Here is a 19,003-nt window from a genome sequence, read left to right as displayed (position 1 = left end):
GGGATGGCCGGGCGCCGCTCAGTGGTGGAGGATGCCCGGCCGGGCTTGGACTGGTGGTGCCGGATCACGCAGCCAGGCGGATCCAGTGGTCGACGCTGATGTTCTCCAGCGGGATGCCGAGATGCTTGTAGATCTCCTGGTGCATGCGGCCGAACCAGACGTCGCGGCGCTCGTCGAAGAATTCCTGGTCGTACCACGCCACGCCGAGGATCACCGTGCCGCCACCGTTGGGGTTGTCCTTCTCGGCCTCGAAGTAGGTGCACTCCCAGTCCCAGAGCATCAGCTCCTCCGGGCGGGAGCGCAGCCGTTCGTCCGAATCCTTCAGGGACTCGATGCACCTGCGGGCCGTGGCCTCGTCGGGACAGTAGTAAGTGCAGTCGCTGCGGGCGATCACCTGCTTGTCGCCACGACGGCCGGAGGCGGCGTCTTCGCCGGTGAGGACGCGGACCCGCGTGGGAGCGTCCCGATCCAGGAACTCCTTGAGGATGGTCACGGTGGTTCTCTCCTCTCACTCGTTGGGAACTACCAGCCCGAGCCCGAGATCGGGTGCAGGCTGGGGTTTGAGTCGTCGCGCCTGCGGATGCCGCGGGGCGCCACGTAGCGGATGTTCAAACCGATGCGGGCGCCGGCGCCCTGGTTCGAGTGGGAGCGATGCACCAGTCGCGTGTCCATGAGGACTCCGCTCCCGGCGGCCACTGGCACGGGCACGCCGCGCGTGTGGGGAGACACGCGCGTGCCCAGGGCACGCCCGCGGGCCGCGCCGGTCGCGAGCTCCCGCTCGTAGGGGAGGTAGCCGCCTCGCTGGGAGCCGGGCACAACATGCAGGCAACCCGTCGTGAGGTCGGCGTCGGTCAGCGCCACCCACGCGGTCACCGCGCGGAACGGGTCCAGCTCCAGCCGATCGTTGATCCCGTCCTGATGCCAGGGCACCTCGAAGTCGCGACCGGGCCACTTGACGACCAGGAAGGTGTTCTCGACCGCGATGCTCGGGCCGATCAGCCTTTGTACTTCGTTCACCAGGCGGGGGACTCGAACCAAGGCCTGGGCCCAGTCCTCCTCGGCGTGGGGGTTGCGCACCACATCGCGAAGCGCGCCGCGATGGGCTGCCACGAGCTCGACAGCGCGGGCCCGCGCTGTGGAGGGCGCGGTCCACCGGTGGAGTTGACCGTATCCGGCGGGACCCAGCGGTCCGTCGCCCGCAAGGGCGTCGTCTGGCCGCGCTGGTGCAGTAGGCGAAGGCTCAGCCATGAGTGTCTCGCTCTCGAAGCATCGAAGGTGGCCGGCGGTCTGAGCCCCTCGGCGTGCGGCCGTTGACGGTGAAGCGGTGAGGCTCGGAGCCCCCGTCGTAGGAGGGCTGGCGTTGGTCAGTGGAGGCGGACCACGTTGCTGCAGTTGGCGTGGATGTCACTCGATCTCGCCGCCGAGCCGGAAGGGCTGGGATAGTCGCGCGGCAGGGAGGGCTCGCCGTCCCCGATCGGCTCTTCGCAGGCGGGGCAGAGTCGCACGCCACGTAGCTTTGGGTAGTACTCGCACAGCGCTCTGACGGCACGAGCCAGGCGCCGGGCGTAGGCCGCTGCTCCGCTCCGTCCGGGACGCGGGCTGGTCTGGAGCTTTCCGCGTGCCTCACGGATGCAGGCGAGTGCGCAGTAACGGGGCACGCTGTCCTGTGGGAGCTGCAGCGCCAGCTGCTCGACTTCGGGGGCGAGCAGCTGCAAGTGCCCTCGCAGCTGGAGGATGAGGGTTTCCAGTTCATCGGCCGAGAGCGGCAGGATGTCCGGTGCGGCATCGGGCTCCAGCAGACGACAGGCCGTGTCGTGCATCGTCACCACATCGAGTGGCATCGCTTCGATCCTGGCGCGAGTGGCGCTCATTGTGTCGCCTCCAGCGCATGGCGCAGTACATCAGTGGGTGTGAGTCCGTGCTGATGAGGGATGAGCCAGTACAGGCCGGGCGGTCCTTCCTTGTGATCGGGCGGCAGCACCACGTGCGCGTCGGCGCCGAGGGCGGTGGTCTGCGGAACGTCCCACAGGGCGGTGCTGCCCGCGGGGACGAAGAAGTACAGCATGGGTTCGTGGCGAGCCGGATCCACGGCCACGGCGCCCGGCTGCGCGATCAGTTCGATCGCGCGGACGCCAAGGTGCCGTTCCACCTTCACTGCATCCCATTCGACACCGGCGGGCGCGAGCCGCAGGCCGGCCGCGGTCAACATGTCTGCCGCATCGCTGATCATCTGTCGTCCGTCCTTCGTTGCACTGTGCGGCGAAGGTACGGCTGGACCGATGGGGCTACCCGAACTGAGAGTTCGGGTGAACCGCGAGTTCGGGATCAGACGAGCTGGAGCCGCTGGACGAGATCGTTGACCTGGCGGCGGAAGGTGGGACGGACCCGTTTCTGGAGATCCAGGATCATGTTGTGAGCGAGTGGGTTGCGCGCCAGGTCCTCGGGAGCAATCTCTTCCAGATCCAGCAGGTGAACCAGGACGGCTGCATCCTCCCGTCGCAGGTCGTGGCACCTGGCCAGTTCGAGACCGAAGGTGAACCGTCGCTCGCGGCTCGGCAGACCGTGCGTGTCGATCTGGTCGGCGACGCGCAGCCCTTCAGAGGCCTCGCCGGCAAGCATCTCGATGCTCATCGCGTGCATGGCCACATTGGTCGGCCCGAACACGGTCCACTGAACGTTGCCCTCTCCGACCTGTTCGGCGAGCGCAGCCGCTCGCTGCTCAAGTCGACGACGAGCCTCCCACCACTGGCGACGGCGGGCATCGGAGACGACCGCGACCAGTTCGAGCGCTCCCTCAACGGCCTTACTCTCGGCTGTCACTGGAGCCTCATGCAGTTGCTCGACGGCTCGGAGAGCTACCTCCTTTGCTTCCTCGACTGCGCCCGGCTCGCTGTGGGAGAGCAGCACATGGCCAAGGTTCCACTGGGCAGCCGCGATGCGCACGGGGTCGTCGGCGTCTTCGGCGGCCCGGATCGCGCGGTCGGCGACCATGAGCGACAGGTCGAGGCGTCCGGCGCGGCGGCAGTACGAGCGCAACAGGCCGTACAGATCCGCTGCCACCCGCAGGACTTCGCGCCGCGCCTCGGGATTGTTCCCCGTGCGGGTCACTCGCACGGCGTGTTCGACGTCTCCGATGAGATCGGGGAGGACGCGGGCTGCGGCGGTGAACCGGTCCTTCGACGACTGCCAGGTGCGCCATGCCTGTTCCACCCGTTCCCGTAGTTCCGCGGGGCTTGCAGGAGCTGAGCTGCGCGGACGGTCACAGCCCATCAGCGCACGGGCCACGGCAGGCGCGGCGGTGAGAGGAATGGCTGACTCCTCGATGCGGTCTTCCACGAGGAGGGCAGCGATCGGGACGCCCAGTTCGGCGGCGAGTCGGGAGAGAACGTCGGCAGAGGGCACCTTCTGTCCGGCTTCGATCTGCTGAAGGTAGCGTTCAGTGATGCCGCACAGCCCGGCGATGGCCGCCTGGGTGCGGTTGCCGTTCTTCCGCCGGTAGTACTTGACCTTTTGGCCCACGGGCAGTCTTGGTGAGATCACCGTTCCGCCCCCTTCTCCGCTTGTGTCTCGTACCGTCAGCCTAGGACGGAGCGCGCCAGCGCGTGCACGGTCCGCACACGTTGGCGTGACAGGTAATGACCCAGTGATGGGTAGATAGTTGGGGAGGCGGCATGGCACAGCTCGTCCTGTGGGACATCGACCACACGCTGATCGACACGCGGGGCGTGGGCCGCGAGCTGTCGGCGGCTGCGTTCCTGCAAACCACAGGACAGGTGCTGCGCGAGCAGGCGAAGATCGATGGCATCACGGAGCCGGTGATCTTCCGCGAGACAGCGAAGCTCCATGGCCTGACCACGGACCGCAATGACTTCGAGCGTTTCGCTCGTGCTCTGACGGAGGAGCACCTGAAACAAACCGCGGAGCTAAGGGAGCGGGGCCACGCCCTACCCGGTGCCGCCGCCGCCCTCGACGCGCTCGACGCGCTCGGTGTCCAGCAGACAGTGGTGTCGGGCAACATCCGCCCGGTCTCCGAGATCAAGCTCCAGGTGTTCGGGCTCGACCGGCATATCCGCTGGGAGCTCGGGGCGTACGGCGAGGACAACGACGTCCGTGCCGAGCTCGTGAGGCTCTCGCTCCGTCGTGCGGGTGCTGCGGCCGGGGAGGCAGTGTTGGTCGGTGATACGCCGGCCGATGTGGAAGGAGCACACGCGAATGGCGTGCGGGTGATCGCCGTAGCATCAGGGCGGAGCGACGAAACCGCACTGCGAGACGCCGGTGCCGATGTCGTCCTGTCGGACCTACGCGACACCGAGCTGCTGGTAAAGCTTGTGCGTTGCGATGGCCAACAGCCGTAGTACAGAGGCCTGCGTTGCAGGCGCGAGTCAACTACGGACCGTTTTGAGCGTTCCGTTTGGGTGTAAAGGTAAAGGATAGGTCAAGGGGGCGATCCCATTCTGGAGTTAGGGCGCCTTCGCACCTTGCAGTAGGAACGAACCCCGGCGATAGATCTGGAGCCCGCCCAAAACCCGGGCGGTTCGATCTACGTGCTTCGCGGGGTGATGTGACCGTGGTGGTCGAAAGAACGCATGCCTGCACAGATGACAGGTGGCGGCCTGTCACAGCGGCTTGTGCTGCGACAGTCACGCTGCTCGTCGCAAGCTGCAGCGCGGAGAGTACGACGGAGCCGCCGTCGAGCACGTCTAGCGCGACGGGCGTCGTCACCGCGGACCAGTCAGCATCTGCCGAGCCGTCGTCCGAGTCCCCGGCATCCAGCGCCCGGAATCAGGCCAAGGCGGCGTACGTGGCGATGTGGCAGGACATGGCACAGGCGGGGACGACGGCGGACTGGCGGTCTCCTCAGTTGGCGGCGCACGCCACGGGGGACGCGTTGTCGGCGATGTCCCGTGTCCTGTACGCGGACCATCTCAACGGGCTTGTCAGTAAGGGTGCGCCGAAGAACCACCCGAAGGTGACTTCAGCGACTCCGGTCGCCCAGCCGACCACGGTGATGATCCAGGACTGCGGAGACTCGAGGCATTGGCTGCAGTACCGGAAGGACACCGGCAAGCTTGCCGACGCCACGCCCGGCGGCCGACGTGCGATCGCCGCTGAGGTGAAGAAGCAGGCCGACGGCACGTGGAAGGTCACACGCTTCGCGGTCGAGGGGTTGGGGTCATGTTGACACGCCCGGTCGCCGCTATCTGTCTCTCCCTGGCGGTCACGGTCGCGGGCGCTGGAGTTGCGGCCGCCGGTGACGAATGGGGAGCAGCTGACTGCTCGCAGAACCCGTTGCCCGGCTGCGAGTTGAGCGCAGGGAGAGGCGGCGCGCACGGCACGCCTCGCCACGATGGCGGTGAGGCTCCCCGCGGGGGGAGCGGGAGTGAAGGTGGAGGCGAAAGCGGCTCCCAAACCCCGAAGAGCCGAAACCCCGACCTAAATCGGGCGAGTTGCTCCTATCAACCCAGCGACTATCAGCCGCCGCCTGAGGCAACGCAGGCCTCCTACGCCGGGCCGCGTAGCGGAGGGGGCGCGGCCCAGGTCGCGGTGTTCACTACGTCTTCGCCAACCACGAAACTGCTGGCAGCAGACCCACAGCCAGGGGAATCCGGAGCGTGGTACGTCTACAAATGCGCTGCCGGAGGTGTACGGGACGCGCTGTACCGTCCGCCGGTGTGGATCCCGGACGCACCACAGCAAGAGGGCGGGGCTCCGCAGCCGACTCCGGCCCAGTTGGCGCAAATGGCGCGCGATCAGTTGAGATTGCCGTCGCCTGAGATCGAGTCGAGCCCGGCGAATGAGCAACTCGTCGGCCTGCCGACCTGGTTGTGGCTCGACCGCGAAGGCTGGGGATCGGTGTCGGCGACGGCATCGGTACCTGGAGTCTCAGTGACGGCCACAGCTCGGCCTGTGTCCGTCGACTGGGCGATGGGCGACGGCAACTCGGTGACGTGCAAGGGCCCGGGCACGCCGTATGACGCGATGCGGCAGAAGCAGGCCAGCCCGTCGAGTACTTCGCCGGATTGCGGCCACACCTATCGCACGTCGTCGGCCGGGCAACCGGACAACGCTTACCCCGTGTCGGCGACGGTGCACTGGACGGTGACCTGGGCTGGGGCGGGCGAGAGCGGCGAATTCCCAGGCCTGACGACAACGTCGGATGCGGCGTTCCGGGTCGCGGAGAGCCAGGCGTTGAACACCGGTCGCTGACCCCGACGCCTCCCCCGCTGATCTACGAGCCGCGACAAGTTCCAACGCAATCTCGACCGCAGCGCGCCGGTGGCGCGGTGCTGCGAAGTCCTGTGCCACGAGGAGGTACTCGATGAACACCCGTGCGCCGACGCACTCGGATACGGAGTCCGGGGAAGCGGCGATCATGGCTCGCCGTTGGGGTAAACGCCGCGACGGCCAAGCACCGGCTCGCGTGCTCGGAGTGCCCAGGCGCCGTAGCGGGCCGTACCTGCTTCTTGGCGTGCTCCTGGTCCTCGGCTGCGCGACCGGTGGCGTGGTAGTGGCCACCCAGCTCGGTCACCACGAAGCCGTGCTGGTGCTGGCCCGCCCCGTTGCCGTCGGTCAGGAGCTGGCTGCTCGGGATGTGCGCGAGGTGAGCATGTCGATGGACACCGGTCTTGCCGCGATCCCCGCTCACGCGCGTTCAACCGTCGAGGGCCGCACCGTGGGCTACACCATGCCGGCGGGGACGCTGCTGACGAAGGAAGTAATGGGCGACGCACGGGTTCCTCCAGCCAGGCAGGCTGTGATCGCAGTGGGCGTGAAGGCTGGCCAGTACCCGCCTGACTTGCAAGTCGGTAACCACGTCACGGTCGTCGCTATGGCGGCGACCGACGAAGCCTCCGGCGCAGCGTCCTCTCGTTCGTCGGCGTGGGAAGCGACGGTTACCGGAGTCCATCCCAACAGCGACGAACTCCTGACGACGGTATCCCTGCAGTTGGCTCAGGGTGACGCTCGCGAACTGGCTGCTGCGCCAATCGGGCAGATCAACGTCTACGTGGTGCATGGAGGCAGGCGGTGACGCTGGTGGCGCTGTGCAGTTTGAAGGGTTCACCCGGGGTGACCACGGCAGCGCTCGGCTTGGCCGCGCGATGGCCGTCCGGCGAGCAACCGGTGCTCGTGGAGTGCGATCCGGCCGGTGGTGACCTGCTCGCCCGCTTCTCCCTGGAGACATCCCCCGGTTTGGTGAGCCTCGCCGCAGCAGTACGGCGAGGAGCAGCGCCCGGGCTGGTGTGGCAGCACACTCAGCGATTGCCCGGAGGCCTGCCAGTTGTTGTCGGCCCGGCCGGCCCGGAGCAAGCGCGTGCCTCGCTCGCCCAGATCACCGGTGCGGGCGCCGCGCCGCTGCGGCAGGCGGCAGACCGTCCTGGCACCGCCGTGATCGCCGACTGCGGAAGGATCGATCCAGGCTCCGCGGCCCTGGGCATTCTGCGGGCAGCCGACACGACACTGCTGCTGGCCCGCTCCCACGACGACGCCCTCATGCACGTGGCCGCCAACTTGGACAGAGTCGTGCGATGGTCGCGCCGCTCCTGCTTCGTGCTGATCGGCGGCGGCTATCCGACCAGCGAGGTAGTCCGAACGCTGGGGATCGAGGTCATCGGCCGAATCCCGGACGACCGCAACGGCGCGGCTGTGCTGTGCGGCCGCCCTGGACGACGCTCGGCGCCGGCGAATTCGCCACTGGGTCGGTCGTTGGCTCGTATTGCCGCCACGGCCGCCTCTCGCTCACTCGGTCGACCGGAGTGGGCGCAGGAGAAGGTCCCGGCGCCGCGGAGCGTCGGCGGCAGTCCGCCCGCCATGAGCCCAGGAGCCTTGCCAGAGTCCGAGGAAGAGGTGTCGCGATGAGCGAGCGAGGGAGCAGCCGTACCTCGATTCCCAGCGGTGGTGTCTTTCCCTCGGTGGGGCCGGGCGGACAGCAGTCAACGAGTGTTGCTGCAGGACGGTCGCTCGGTGCCGACGCCGTCGGCACCGAGAACGGCTCCGCTGCGGCGCAACTGCGACTCCGAATGATGCGCGAGCTTCCCAAACGCCTCGCCGAGCGGGCTCGCGCTGACGACGACGCTGGTCGCCCGCGTATGACCGACGTGGAACGCCGTACTCGGGTGGAGCAGATCCTGTCGGATATCGCGGAAGAGCACGCACGCACGTTGCTCACACGCGGTCAGCGCGTCCTGCCGCAGGACACCGAGCAGGAGGTCATCGCGGCCGTGCTGGCCGAAGTCCTCGGATTGGCGGGATTGGAGCCCCTGCTGCGCAACCGGGACATCGAGAACATCAACATCAACGGTGACCACGTCTTCGTCCGCTACGCCGACGGTCGGCGCGAGCAGCTTCCGCCAGTGGTGGGTTCGGACGCGGAACTCGTCCAGCTCATCCGCGACTTGGCGGCGCGCACCGGGGTGGAGGAGCGACGCTTCGACCGCGGTAGCCCTAGCGTGAGCTTCCAACTGCCCAATGGGGAACGCGTCTTCGCCGTGATGGCGGTCACCGCCCGTCCCTCGGTGTCGATCCGTCGGCACCGCTTCCAGCACGTCACACTGGCCCAGTTGCGGAGGGCCGGCACAATCGATCCGGGCCTTGAGTCATTCCTCGGTGCAATGGTCCGAGCCCGCAAGAACGTCCTGATCACTGGGGGCACGGCGATCGGCAAGACCACCATGTTGCGGGCACTGGCTGCCGAAATCCCCCCATGGGAGCGGCTGATCACAATCGAGGACGTCTTCGAGCTCGGCCTGGGGACCGACGCTGACGCCCATCCGGACGTGGTGGCGATGCAGGCGCGTGAAGCAAACATCGAGGGCCAAGGCGCAGTCACTCAGGCCGAATTGGTGCGTTGGGCGCTTCGCATGTCCCCGGACCGCGTGATCGTCGGTGAGGTCCGTGGGCCCGAGGTGATTCCGATGTGCAACGCCATGAGCCAAGGCAATGACGGCTCAATGGGTACGCTGCACTCCTCCACCAGCCGGGGAGCGTTCACCAGACTGGCGGCCTACGCGGTCCAGGGACCGGAGCGTCTGGCGCTGGAGGCCACCAACCTCCTCGTTGCCTCCGCACTGGACTTCGTGGTCCACCTGGACAAACCACGTGATGACCACAGCAAGCGGGTTGTCTCTTCGATCCGCGAGATCGTCGACGCCGACGACAGGCAAATCGTTTCCAACGAGATCTTTCGCCCGGGCCCGGACCTGCGCGCAGTCCGTGGTGTGCCATTGCGCGCCGAGACGCTGGAAGGACTGGCAGCCGCCGGCCTTGACCCCGACTCCCTTGCGGTCGAGAACTGGTGGCGACACCCATGACTGGATATGCGGTACCGATGGGCGTGCTCGGCCTTGGCGCCGGTGCTGGACTGGCGATGGTGCTTCACGCGCTACACGGCACCTCCACGGTCCGGGACCCGAAGGGCAAGAGGCTGCGCCGGCTTCTCTTCCACTTCGAGTACCCGGGACGATGGCTGACCGCTGCCGGCGCGGCTGGACTGCTTGTCGGTGTCACCACGGGATGGGTAGTCGGCGGACTCTTGGCTGCGATGGCGACGTGGACCCTGCCCAGGCTCTTGGGCTCCAGTACTGCCAACCGGCAGCACGTCGCCCGCATCGAAGGCATTGCAAGCTGGACCGAGATGCTGCGCGACACGCTGGCCGCCGCGGCCGGCCTCGAACAAGCCGTGATGGCCACGGCCCACACCTCGCCTATCGCTGTTCGACCTCAGATCCAGGGCCTAGCCGTCCGGCTCGCGAGCGGCTGTCGCCTTGGCACTTCGCTGCGACGTCTGGCCGACGACCTGTCCGATCCCACAGCGGACCTGGTGATCGCCGCACTCATCCTCGCCTCCGAGTATCAGGCTCGCCAACTGGCGCCGCTGCTTGGAGAGTTGGCGGCCACAGCCCGTGGCCAGGTCGAGATGCGTCAACGGGTTGAGGCCAGCCGTGCTCGCACCCGTACGACGATGCGCGTGGTGGTGATCACCACCCTCACCTTCGCGGCAGGACTGATCCTCCTCAACCCCGCATTCCTCGCCCCGTACGACACGGTGACCGGGCAACTCGTCCTGCTGCTGATCGGCGGTGTGTTCACGGTCGCCTTCGCCTGGCTCCGTCGCATGTCGCGGATCGAACAGCCCGAGCGCTTCCTTACGGAACCAGGGTTCGTCGGAAGGGCCCCAGACGCGATCGGCGCCGTATCTCCGGAGGCATCCCTGTGATCACCATCCTGCTGCTCTCGATCGGCACCGGGCTTGGGTTGTGGGCGCTTGCCCTATGGCTGTTTCCGCCCCGACCACCGCTGGCTGCGTTGATCCGTCGCCTGAACGCCACCCCCGCACCCTCAGTGCCCTCGGACTGGGACGGCGGTTGGGCGGTGCGCATGGGCAAGCCCCTCGCTGGACCGCTGCATGCCCTCGGTCTGCCCGTCCGCAGCGTCCGCCGGGATCTCGCCGTCGTGGAGCGGTCGATCGAGACGCACCTGGCCGAGAAGGCGGCGCTGGCGTTGACCGGGCTGTTCCTGCCTGCAACTGTTGCGTTCGCCCTCACGCTCGGGGGCCGACCACTGCCGTGGGCCGTGCCTCTCGGCGGTTCACTGGCGCTGGCGATCGGTGCCTTCCTTCTACCGGACGCCGCGGTGCGGGCCGAGGCCGCGCGACGCCGGGCTGCCTTCCGCCACGCGCTCAGCGCCTATCTGAACCTCATCCATATCCTGCTTGCCGGAGGCGCCGGCGTAGAGGGGGCTCTCGCTGATGCTGCCGAGGTCGGTCACGGCTGGTCCTTCCACCGGCTGCGCCGCGCTCTCACGACCTCCCGGCTCACTCGGACGTCTCCATGGACAGCGCTAGGCGAACTCGGTGACGAACTCGACGTCACCGAGCTGACGGAGCTTGCCGCCGCACTCGCCCTCGCAGGCACGGAGGGAGCCAAGGTACGGGCCTCTCTTGCCGCCAAGGCGGCCGCCATGCGTGCCCGCGATGGCGCCGAAGCCGAAGGGCAGGCCAATTCGGCCACCGAGCGCATGGCTCTGCCCGGCATGCTCATGGCCTTCGGATTCGTGATCTTCGTGTTCTATCCGGCCCTCTTCCAGATCGACGCAACGCTATGACTCAGCCACAACGTCGGGAGGAAACCGCACATGTCCGCGCTCAAGTCTCTCCGATCCGTACGACGCCATCTGAGCTCTGTCATACGCAACGTCGTCCGCGACGACCGCGGAGTGACCACGGAACAGGTGATCTGGATTGCCTTTCTTGCGGCGCTCGCACTGACCGTGACCGGACTGTTCGGGCCGCAGATACTGGCAGCAGCTCACCGCGTGACCTTGAAGTAGGTCGGTCGGCCGGACAAACCGATGCGGGCGGAAGCACCACGGAGATGGTCATCATCATGCCGCTGGTCTTCACCGTGGTCCTGCTCCTGGCTCAAGCGGCCCTCTACATGCACGCCACTCACATCGCCCAGGCCACCGCGGCGCAGGCACTGGCAGCCACACGGATCGAGGACGGCACCGAAGCCGCCGGGCAGGGCGCAGCGGACCAGGCTCTGGACCAGCTCGGCCGCGGTCCGCTGCGCAGCACACGGGTCACTGTTCGACGTGGCGCCGAGCGGGCCGAAGTACACATCACTGGGACCGCCAGCAGCGTTCTGCCGTTCCTGCACCTGCCGGTACGAGCTCGTTCGGTCGGACCGATCGAGAAATTCGAACCCGGCTGAAGGACTGGGATATGAGATGCCATGCGCTCCCCGGCAGGTATCGGGTCGACGGTGGGTCGGGGACCGTCGAACTAGTTGTCAGCATCCCCGTGCTGCTATTGATGCTGTGGTTCCTGGTCTTTTGCGGGCGCGTAGCGGACTCACGTCTACGTATCGAGGACGTGGCCCATCAGGCGGCGCGAGCTGCGAGTTCCGCGCGAACGCCGTCCGGTGCGGAGGCCAGAGCCCGAACGACGGCTGCTGGCGCGCTTCGGGATGAGGGAATCACGTGCCGGTCCTTCGGGATCGTCATGAAGGGCGACGTGCAGCCGGGCGGAATCACGACGATCACTGTCACCTGCCGCGTCGACCTCGATGACCTTGCGCTCCTACAAGTGCCTGGAAGCACGGCGCTCAACGCCACCTTTTCTGCCCCGGTTGATGTGTACCGCGGTACTACCAACAGGGCGTCCTCTGGAGAAGCAGGGAGCCCATGACACATCTGCGCGTTAGTCGGGCGGGACTTGGCGACCGGGCACGGCGCGACGAGGGTCAGATCACGGTGTTTGTCGTCCCCCTCACCGTCGCCGTGGTCATGTTTGCTGGACTCGTCCTGGACGGCGGCCTCGCGCTGGCCGCAAGAGCCCGAGCCATGGGCGAGGCCCAGGAAGCCGCCCGCAACGGTGCACAGGCCCTCGACCTGGCCGCCTACCGAGCGGACGGGAGCGTACACCTCATCCCCGAGCAAGCCCGTGCCCTGGCCGAGGGGTACCTCGCATCCACTCCAGACACCGGCACGGTCAGCGTCACTAACGACACGGTCACCGTCACGGTGACAGCCCAGCAGCAAACCCAACTCCTCGACCTGATCGGCCTTGGGGCCATCACGGTGACCGCCACAGGCTCCGCCCATCCCGTCTACGGCGTCACTGCGCCCGAATCCTGACCAGGTTGGCCATGCCCGATCGCGAACACCGATTCAGGCCCACCGGGAGGGGCCACATCCTGCTGTCACGCAGCGCAAGCTTGCTGCGGGGGGTGCTCGCCGTAACCACGCTGGTTGCTCTGGTCGGAGGAACACCGTGGGCTTTGACGCGCTTGGTGGGCTGGCCCCTCCCGCGCCGCCTCCCGAGCTGGCCGGAGATCGAAAGTGCCCTGATTGCCCCAATGCCGGTCAGCCTGCTGCTCCGCACGATGGCCTGCATCCTCTGGCCGATCTGGGCAGCGTTCGTCCTCGCCGTTGCTCTAGCGCTCGTCGACGAGGCACGGGCACTCCCGCGACCAGCCATCCCTCACCCAGGCCCGCTTAGGGCTGTAGCTGCGGTGCTTGTCGGCACGATCTTTGTCGCTCTGCTCTCCCAGCGGGCTGCCGTGTCCTCGTCTCCGGCCGGCACGGTTGCGACGGCCACCGGAGCCTCAACGCCCTCGGCAGCAGGCAGCGTTACCGTGCCTGGTCGTCTCAGCGTCACGAGTGTCCCTGAGAGCGTGGAGGTCGCTCCGCCTCGCGATGGCGTTTACGACAGCCTCTGGCGCATCGCCGACCGCACGCTCGGTGACGGCAGTCGATGGCCCGAGATCTACGTCGCCAACCGCGGGCGCCCTCAGCCCGACGGGAGCGCCTTGACCAACCCGAATCTGATTCGTCCCGGCTGGATCCTGCGACTTCCGAGTTGCCCACCCGTCAGAGACCACCCCTCCGAACCCCGAGAGCCCACAACGCCGAACCCCTCAACCGACGCCTTCCCACCTGGTGGCAACGCAGCGCCACCGTCGTCGCCGGCTCGCCACACTCACGAACCCCGCCCGGAGCCCGGAATTAGCCTGCCCAACGGAGCCTTCGTCGGTATCGCCCTCGCCGCGCTGATCGCGGCCGCGGTGCTCATCGTTCGGCGGCGGCGACGAACCCGGTATCTCCCCGGGAGCGGTGATCGCGACAACCTGGCCATGGCGCCTGTCGTGCGTGCACTGCGGCTTGCGTACGACGAGGCGTCGCGACCGGACGAGCGGGACTTCCCGGATGTCCCTGATTGGTCTGCAGAGTCCCGTCCGGCGCATTCCGAAGCCAGCGGATCGGCGAGCGAGGCCACCTCGACATCGCCGGATGTGCCGTGGGACGACAGAGCCATTGGCGTCAAGGATGGCCAGGCGCTTGCCTGGGATCTCGCTCAGGCCCACGGTCTCGGCCTTGTTGGACCTGGCGCTCACGACGCTGCTCGGGCTTTGCTGGTCTCCCTTCTCGCCCGACAGCACGAGCCATCTGCACGCTCCATCAGGGTCGTCGTCCCGGCTGCCGACTGGCGCTTGCTGATTGGAGAGTGCGCCGGCGACTCTCCCCAGTTGCACGTTGCAGGCGACCTTGTTGCAGCCCTTGATTGGGTGGAGTCCGAGCTCTTGACGCGCGTTCGGAACCACATACAAACGGCCACCAGGCCCGATTCGCCTTCGTCGCCCCATGCAGACCTGGTGCTCGTGGCCACCCCTGCGCCGCATGCCGACAGCCGCCTGCAGGCAATATTCGACAACGGTTCAGCCTTCGGCCTGGCCGGCATCCTGCTTGGGCAGTGGCGGCCGGGGGTGACGGTTGGTATCGCGCCGAACGGCATCGTGACAACGGCCAGCCCCTCTGCGCCGGACGCCTTCGGTGCCGCACGATTGTTCACGTTGCCTGCTGACGACGCTCAGGTGCTGATCGACCTTCTCGTCGAAGCGCAGCCTGCCGCGGGGCTCCCACCGATACAGCTCAGCGAGTCCACGAGTGCCGCGCACGACGAGGAGCGAGGCGTGCCGTCCAGAGCACTGGGCACGTCGCCACCGTCGACGTCCGGAGATGACTCAGGACAGCCCAGTCGCCTCCAATGTGCGACCGGACAAGTTCCCGTCTCCTCCAAGCCGTTGCAGCTCATCGTCCTGGGCAGTTCATGCCTGATACACCGTCAGGGAGCGGGAGAGCAGACCATAGATATCACCTCGGCTCTCGCACCTAAGCAGCGCGAGCTCCTGGTGTATCTGGCCCTCCACCGCGAAGGCGCACGACGCGAGTCCATTGTCGCGGCCATCTGGCCGGGGGCGCCTCAGGACCGTCCATACAACAGCTTTCACGCGACGCTGAGCCAACTGCGGCGTGCCCTGCGCACGGCGACCCAGGGTGCGATCAGCGATGTCACAACCCATGTAGACGGGCGCTACGCCCTCGACGACGCCCAAGTCACCGTGGACCTGTGGCACTTGAGGGACGCCCTCGACGCCTCCCGTCCGGGCGTCGGCGTGCAGAGCCAACACAGCGCTCTGGAGCGTGTTGTCGAGCTCTATTCCGGTGACCTTGCTGACGATGTCGGCGCAGAGTGGATCGAGGCACCTCGGGAGGCCATCCGACGTGATGTCATGGACGCCGTCAGCGCACTCGTGCGTCTCCTGCGCGAGAGGGAACCAGGCAAGGCACTGTCCCTGTTGGAGTATGTCCGAACGTTCGACCCGTTCAATGAGGCCATCTACCGCGACATCGCCCGATTTCAGGCGCACTTGGGGCACCAGGATGCCGTAGCGCGCACCTTCAAGCTGCTCGAGACAACCCTGGCCGAGATTGACGAGGAGCCGAGTCCGGAGACAGTCGCCTTGCTCGGCTCCCTGCAGCGTGTACATCCCCCGCGCCGTGGGGAGAGCGACTCAACCACTTGAAGTGTCTTCAGCGCGCCGCCGCTGACGAGCACGGTCCAGCAGGTCCGAATGAGTCTCGGCCCACATGGCCAGTGGCGCAGCGACCGATAGTAGTTCCTCTGCCGCCGAGGACAGTTCATAGGTCGCGCGATAGGGGAAATCAGACTCTCGGTCGTGTTTGACGAGTTCGCCTTGTTCCAGTCGCCGGAGGGTCCGATTCAACGGGCTGTCCTGCAGGCGCCGATGTTTCCTGCCCGGCCAGCCAGCAACGTTGTCCTGCGCGCGAATGACGTTGAGTAGGCTCGTGTAGTGTAACGGGCCTCCATGCAGGGCTATGAGAACGTCCCAGGTCCACTCACCACTCATTAGATACCGGACGTCGTGTACACCTCGCGCGAAGCGACGGTCGTCCGGCGTCAAAGAGTTCGATGGCTCTTGCTGAACGTGTTCGTCGGGAGCGGTGTCTAGGGGTCGCTCAGGATCACTCTTTGGACCGCGGTGTTGCCAACGGCTCATCTCATCAGGCATGAAATACCCCTCGAGATCAGTCGCGAATGATGAATGGGTGGCACGGTCGTTGCGCGAGGTGTGATTTTGGCATGACGAAACTCCTCCTCGGTGGGGGAGGCCTCCGCGCCTGGCGCTGGTCAGTTGAAAGAGTGACTAGCGAGTTGTTGTCTGATCAGAAACAGGGCGGTGACCCGAAGGACTACAGCGCTACCTATGGCATACACCAGGATGCCGACGTAACTTCAAGGTCAGTACGTGTCGGCGGATGCATCACAACTTGCGAGCGACCCCCACATACAACGGCTGGTCTTCACGAATTCGCATTCCGGGATCTGGATGCCATTGAGTGGCCAGTGCGACACCGGGCTCGCAAACTTCGAGAGTCTCGAAGAACTGCGCGACCTCGCTGTGCGACCTCGCCTTGACCGGCGTTCCCCCAGCGCGGTAGATGCTGTCGATTCGATCCCAGATCTCCGGATCGAACTCCCATGTGACGTGGGAGAGCATGAGGTAGCTACCCGAGACCATGGGTTCTAGCAGCATTCTGACGATCTGCCAGGGGTCCTGATCGTCGGGCACGAACTGCATCAGGGCAACCAGCGACAGCCCGATCGGGCTGTCAAAATCAAGGTATTCCCTGGCATACGCGAGAATGCCTTCGGGTTCTCTGACGTCGGCGTGGACGTAGGCCGTGCAGCCTTCCAATGTTCCCTGCAGCAGCGCTTCAGCATGACGCAGGACGATGGGATCGTTGTCCGCATACACGACGCGAGCGCGAGCATCGATCTCCTGAACGATCTGGTGGAGATTCGGCTCTGTCGGGATTCCCGTCCCGATGTCGAGGAACTGGTGGACTCCGCGGTCCGCGACGAACCGGGCAGCTCGATGCATGAACTCGCGGTTCGCCCACGCAGTTTCCTTGACCCCTGGGAAGAGTTCTACCACCTTCCTGGCCGCTGCGATGTCAGCGGCGTAGTGGTCCTTGCCGTCGAGGAACCAGTCGTACATGCGAGCCGAGTGGGGCTTGCTGGTGTCGATGTCGTCCGCGCTGAATCCGGTGTCTGTCACTTCAGTTGTCCTCTGCTCACGGCGTCGGCGTGGTCATGAGTGCCAGGTTGGTGTGGCCAGTTGGTGTACGAATCAGGCTCAAGCGATCAGGAAGTCCGCCGCTCCATCCCTGACTCCCGCGACGAATTCGGCGATTGTGGCGGGGGTGCAGATGAGGGCTGACCCTTCAGGGTCTGTCGACTGCCTCAGGGCGACGCGTCCATCGCCGAGTTGCTTCGCCTCGACGCAGTTGCCGTTATTGCTGCCGCTCCAAGGCTTCTGCCATCCCTCACTACCCAGATCCTTGGCGGCATTTGCTGTGTGCTTCATGCGTCTAACTCCTTGCGGACGTTCAGGAGAAATTCCCTGGTACGTCCCTTCGACATTGCTTGCGCGCTCATCCTGTCCAGCACCTCACGATGCAGTGCCACTTCCTCATCGTTCTCGCTGTATGTGGCGCTGCTGAGGTTGTCTGTGCAGACGATGTCCGGGAAGTCCGGCATCGGAAAACGGAAGAGCGTGAAGGGGCCGAACGCACCAGGATGCAACCCTGCCGTGAACGCCAGCACCTGAAGGGTTACGTTCGGAAGATCCATCGCCTCGACCAGACGATCGATCTGGGCCTTCATGACCTCTGGCTCGCCGGCGGGACGTCGCAGCACAGTCTCATCCATGATGATCCACAGCTGCGGTGGTGCGGGATCCGTTCGGGTCAACAGGACCTGGCGCTCCATCCGTAGGGCCACTCGCCGATCCAGTTCCTCCTGGGTAGGCCGAGGCCGATTCAGGCGGAGAACATCTCGTGCGTAGTCATCTGTCTGCAGAAGGCCCGGTACGACATGGGGCTCGTAGCCGCGGATGTGGGTGGCGGAGTTCTCCAGGCTGACGTGCACGGCAAACCAACTCGGCAGCGCATCACGGTAGCTCTGCCACCAGCCGGGCTCGTTGGCCTGATCCGTCAAGGCGAGGAACTGCATCGCCTCGGTCTTGTCGACGCCGTAGATCTCCAGCATCGCCTTGACCGTCGCCCACTTCAGGGTGACTTTGGCCTGCTCCATCCTGATGACCGTTGTGTGAGCCTGGCGCAGCCTGTTGCCAACCTCTTGGGCCGACAGGCCCTTGGCCTTCCGCAGCTCCTGCAGCCGTCTGCCGAGCACCATTTGAAGAACGGTCGGAGCAGACCGCGGTGCGCTCACTTCGCATGCCTCCTCGAACCCCCGGACGCCCAGCAGTGTGCCACGAGCTGCGCAAGCCGGACAGACTGCACACCGAGGCAATGCACTGTGCAAAGTGAAGTGTTGCCAAGTGGCTTGTGAGGCGAGCATAGTGACGGGGTGACCAAGTTCACCCGCGTGGAACGGCGGGCGCCGGCTTGGGGCTGGCACGCCGAGCCGCAGGGTGACCCGCCCCGGATGCTGTGTGCTGTGCGTCCTGCCCGCGCTATGTCACCTTGTCCGCCAGTGCCAACCCAGGTGATTGCGCTGCAAGCCCCAACTCGTGTGCTGGTGACTCTCATTGATCTTCCGAGGGCCGGTACACCGCCACAGCCCTCGCGTCGCACGGCCTCGTCCGGCTTAGCCCCACGTTAGGAATCAACCGTGGCCCTGACCGACGCCGCCATATCTGGCGACCCACCCCCCACGCTCGACACCGCTGCACGTCGGAGAGCCTTCGTCCTGCCGGCTGACGGAACCGCCGTTGGGGAAGCCCGTCACCTGGTGCTGGAACAACTCAGAGACTGGGACATCACGTCTGACGGCTGCGACACGGCGGTCCTCGTGGTGAGTGAGTTGTTCACCAACTCGGTGATCCACACGAACAGCGAGGCCATCACATGCAATGTGGGGGCCACCGACGACCAGCTGCTGATCCAAGTCGCTGACGATGGCAGCGGTCAGACGGAGCCGACGCCTCGACAAGCCCACCCCCACGCCGAAGAGGGACGAGGGTTGATGCTCGTCAAGGCTCTTTCTGAACGCTGGGGCGTTGCCGTGGCCGGGCAAAGAGAAATTCGGGTCGTGTGGGCGACGCTGCGCCTGAACCAATCATGAGCGCGTCGAGGACCTTGTCTCGGACCACGGCCTCATTACCTGGCCAGGAGGCGC

At 66.3% G+C, this 19,003-nt stretch carries 23 protein-coding genes; 14 read left to right on the top strand and 9 right to left on the bottom strand.

The window, feature by feature from the left end; genetic code table 11:
* Positions 1–64: 64 nt before the first annotated feature.
* The 5 genes from AB0I98_RS35675 to AB0I98_RS35655 form a co-directional block, all read right to left on the bottom strand.
* Positions 65–493 carry a hypothetical protein gene (locus tag AB0I98_RS35675; protein WP_362949171.1) on the bottom strand — a complete coding sequence of 143 codons (429 nt, stop codon included), beginning with the start codon at positions 491–493 and terminating at the stop codon, positions 65–67.
* A 29-nt stretch (positions 494–522) separates the two neighbouring features.
* Positions 523–1,110 (bottom strand): phytanoyl-CoA dioxygenase family protein, encoded by a 588-nt coding sequence (locus AB0I98_RS35670; RefSeq protein ID WP_362949169.1) that lies wholly within the window; start codon positions 1,108–1,110, stop codon positions 523–525.
* Between the two features lie 254 nt (positions 1,111–1,364).
* Positions 1,365–1,871, bottom strand: coding sequence for a DUF6415 family natural product biosynthesis protein (locus tag AB0I98_RS35665; protein WP_362949168.1), 507 nt, complete (start codon positions 1,869–1,871; stop codon positions 1,365–1,367).
* Positions 1,868–2,230: a hypothetical protein gene (locus AB0I98_RS35660; protein ID WP_362949167.1), complete on the bottom strand. Its 363-nt coding sequence runs from the start codon at positions 2,228–2,230 to the stop codon at positions 1,868–1,870. The genes AB0I98_RS35665 and AB0I98_RS35660 overlap by 4 nt, the downstream gene beginning before the upstream one ends.
* 95 nt (positions 2,231–2,325) lie before the next feature.
* Positions 2,326–3,540: a helix-turn-helix transcriptional regulator gene (locus AB0I98_RS35655; protein WP_362949166.1), complete on the bottom strand. Its 1,215-nt coding sequence runs from the start codon at positions 3,538–3,540 to the stop codon at positions 2,326–2,328.
* A 131-nt stretch (positions 3,541–3,671) separates the two neighbouring features.
* Here AB0I98_RS35655 and AB0I98_RS35650 point away from each other — a divergent pair, with 131 nt between their 5' ends.
* From AB0I98_RS35650 to AB0I98_RS35590, 13 genes are all read left to right on the top strand, one after another.
* Positions 3,672–4,355 (top strand): HAD hydrolase-like protein, encoded by a 684-nt coding sequence (locus tag AB0I98_RS35650; protein WP_362949164.1) that lies wholly within the window; start codon positions 3,672–3,674, stop codon positions 4,353–4,355.
* 446 nt (positions 4,356–4,801) lie between these two features.
* The gene (locus AB0I98_RS35645; RefSeq protein WP_362949162.1) at positions 4,802–5,182 is read left to right on the top strand and encodes a hypothetical protein; all 381 of its coding nucleotides are present in this window, start codon (positions 4,802–4,804) and stop codon (positions 5,180–5,182) included.
* A gap of 488 nt (positions 5,183–5,670) precedes the next feature.
* Positions 5,671–6,207 carry a hypothetical protein gene (locus AB0I98_RS35640; RefSeq protein ID WP_362949160.1) on the top strand — a complete coding sequence of 179 codons (537 nt, stop codon included), beginning with the start codon at positions 5,671–5,673 and terminating at the stop codon, positions 6,205–6,207.
* A 112-nt stretch (positions 6,208–6,319) separates the two neighbouring features.
* Complete coding sequence (locus AB0I98_RS35635) at positions 6,320–7,030, top strand: SAF domain-containing protein (RefSeq protein ID WP_362949158.1); 711 nt, start codon at positions 6,320–6,322, stop codon at positions 7,028–7,030.
* Entirely contained in the window at positions 7,027–7,857 is an 831-nt protein-coding gene (locus AB0I98_RS35630; protein WP_362949156.1) for a hypothetical protein, read from the top strand. The genes AB0I98_RS35635 and AB0I98_RS35630 overlap by 4 nt, the downstream gene beginning before the upstream one ends.
* Positions 7,854–9,308 (top strand): ATPase, T2SS/T4P/T4SS family, encoded by a 1,455-nt coding sequence (locus AB0I98_RS35625; protein ID WP_362949154.1) that lies wholly within the window; start codon positions 7,854–7,856, stop codon positions 9,306–9,308. The genes AB0I98_RS35630 and AB0I98_RS35625 overlap by 4 nt, the downstream gene beginning before the upstream one ends.
* Positions 9,309–9,325: 17 nt before the next feature.
* Positions 9,326–10,213 carry a type II secretion protein F gene (locus AB0I98_RS35620; RefSeq protein ID WP_362949152.1) on the top strand — a complete coding sequence of 296 codons (888 nt, stop codon included), beginning with the start codon at positions 9,326–9,328 and terminating at the stop codon, positions 10,211–10,213.
* Positions 10,210–11,100, top strand: coding sequence for a type II secretion system F family protein (locus AB0I98_RS35615; RefSeq protein ID WP_362949150.1), 891 nt, complete (start codon positions 10,210–10,212; stop codon positions 11,098–11,100). The genes AB0I98_RS35620 and AB0I98_RS35615 overlap by 4 nt, the downstream gene beginning before the upstream one ends.
* A 30-nt stretch (positions 11,101–11,130) precedes the next feature.
* A complete protein-coding gene (locus AB0I98_RS35610; RefSeq protein WP_362949190.1) occupies positions 11,131–11,325 on the top strand; it encodes a hypothetical protein in 195 nt (64 codons plus the stop codon).
* Positions 11,232–11,708, top strand: a complete 477-nt coding sequence (locus tag AB0I98_RS35605) for a TadE family protein (RefSeq protein ID WP_362949187.1) — start codon at positions 11,232–11,234, stop codon at positions 11,706–11,708. Before AB0I98_RS35610 ends, AB0I98_RS35605 begins: the two co-directional genes overlap by 94 nt.
* An 11-nt stretch (positions 11,709–11,719) precedes the next feature.
* A complete protein-coding gene (locus tag AB0I98_RS35600; protein ID WP_362949148.1) occupies positions 11,720–12,184 on the top strand; it encodes a TadE family protein in 465 nt (154 codons plus the stop codon).
* Complete coding sequence (locus AB0I98_RS35595) at positions 12,181–12,633, top strand: hypothetical protein (RefSeq protein WP_362949146.1); 453 nt, start codon at positions 12,181–12,183, stop codon at positions 12,631–12,633. The genes AB0I98_RS35600 and AB0I98_RS35595 overlap by 4 nt, the downstream gene beginning before the upstream one ends.
* Positions 12,634–13,631: 998 nt before the next feature.
* Complete coding sequence (locus AB0I98_RS35590; RefSeq protein ID WP_362949144.1) at positions 13,632–15,362, top strand: BTAD domain-containing putative transcriptional regulator; 1,731 nt, start codon at positions 13,632–13,634, stop codon at positions 15,360–15,362.
* Here AB0I98_RS35590 and AB0I98_RS35585 read toward each other — a convergent pair.
* The 4 genes from AB0I98_RS35585 to AB0I98_RS35570 form a co-directional block, all read right to left on the bottom strand.
* Positions 15,351–15,707: a winged helix-turn-helix transcriptional regulator gene (locus tag AB0I98_RS35585; RefSeq protein WP_362949185.1), complete on the bottom strand. Its 357-nt coding sequence runs from the start codon at positions 15,705–15,707 to the stop codon at positions 15,351–15,353. The two genes, AB0I98_RS35590 and AB0I98_RS35585, sit on opposite strands and share 12 nt — an antisense overlap.
* A gap of 414 nt (positions 15,708–16,121) precedes the next feature.
* Positions 16,122–16,919 carry an SAM-dependent methyltransferase gene (locus tag AB0I98_RS35580; protein WP_362949142.1) on the bottom strand — a complete coding sequence of 266 codons (798 nt, stop codon included), beginning with the start codon at positions 16,917–16,919 and terminating at the stop codon, positions 16,122–16,124.
* A gap of 78 nt (positions 16,920–16,997) precedes the next feature.
* The gene (locus tag AB0I98_RS35575; RefSeq protein WP_362949140.1) at positions 16,998–17,228 is read right to left on the bottom strand and encodes a DUF397 domain-containing protein; all 231 of its coding nucleotides are present in this window, start codon (positions 17,226–17,228) and stop codon (positions 16,998–17,000) included.
* Entirely contained in the window at positions 17,225–18,058 is an 834-nt protein-coding gene (locus tag AB0I98_RS35570; protein ID WP_362949138.1) for a helix-turn-helix transcriptional regulator, read from the bottom strand. Before AB0I98_RS35570 ends, AB0I98_RS35575 begins: the two co-directional genes overlap by 4 nt.
* 438 nt (positions 18,059–18,496) lie before the next feature.
* Between AB0I98_RS35570 and AB0I98_RS35565 the strand changes: the two genes are divergently transcribed.
* Complete coding sequence (locus AB0I98_RS35565; RefSeq protein ID WP_362949136.1) at positions 18,497–18,949, top strand: ATP-binding protein; 453 nt, start codon at positions 18,497–18,499, stop codon at positions 18,947–18,949.
* The last annotated feature ends 54 nt before the right edge of the window (positions 18,950–19,003 follow it).

It is taken from the genome of Streptomyces sp. NPDC050211, from assembly GCF_040656035.1.
Taxonomy (GTDB): Bacteria; Actinomycetota; Actinomycetes; order Streptomycetales; family Streptomycetaceae; genus Streptomyces.
Note: the sequence above shows the minus strand (reverse complement) of the source record. Positions and strands in the feature narration are given on the sequence as shown.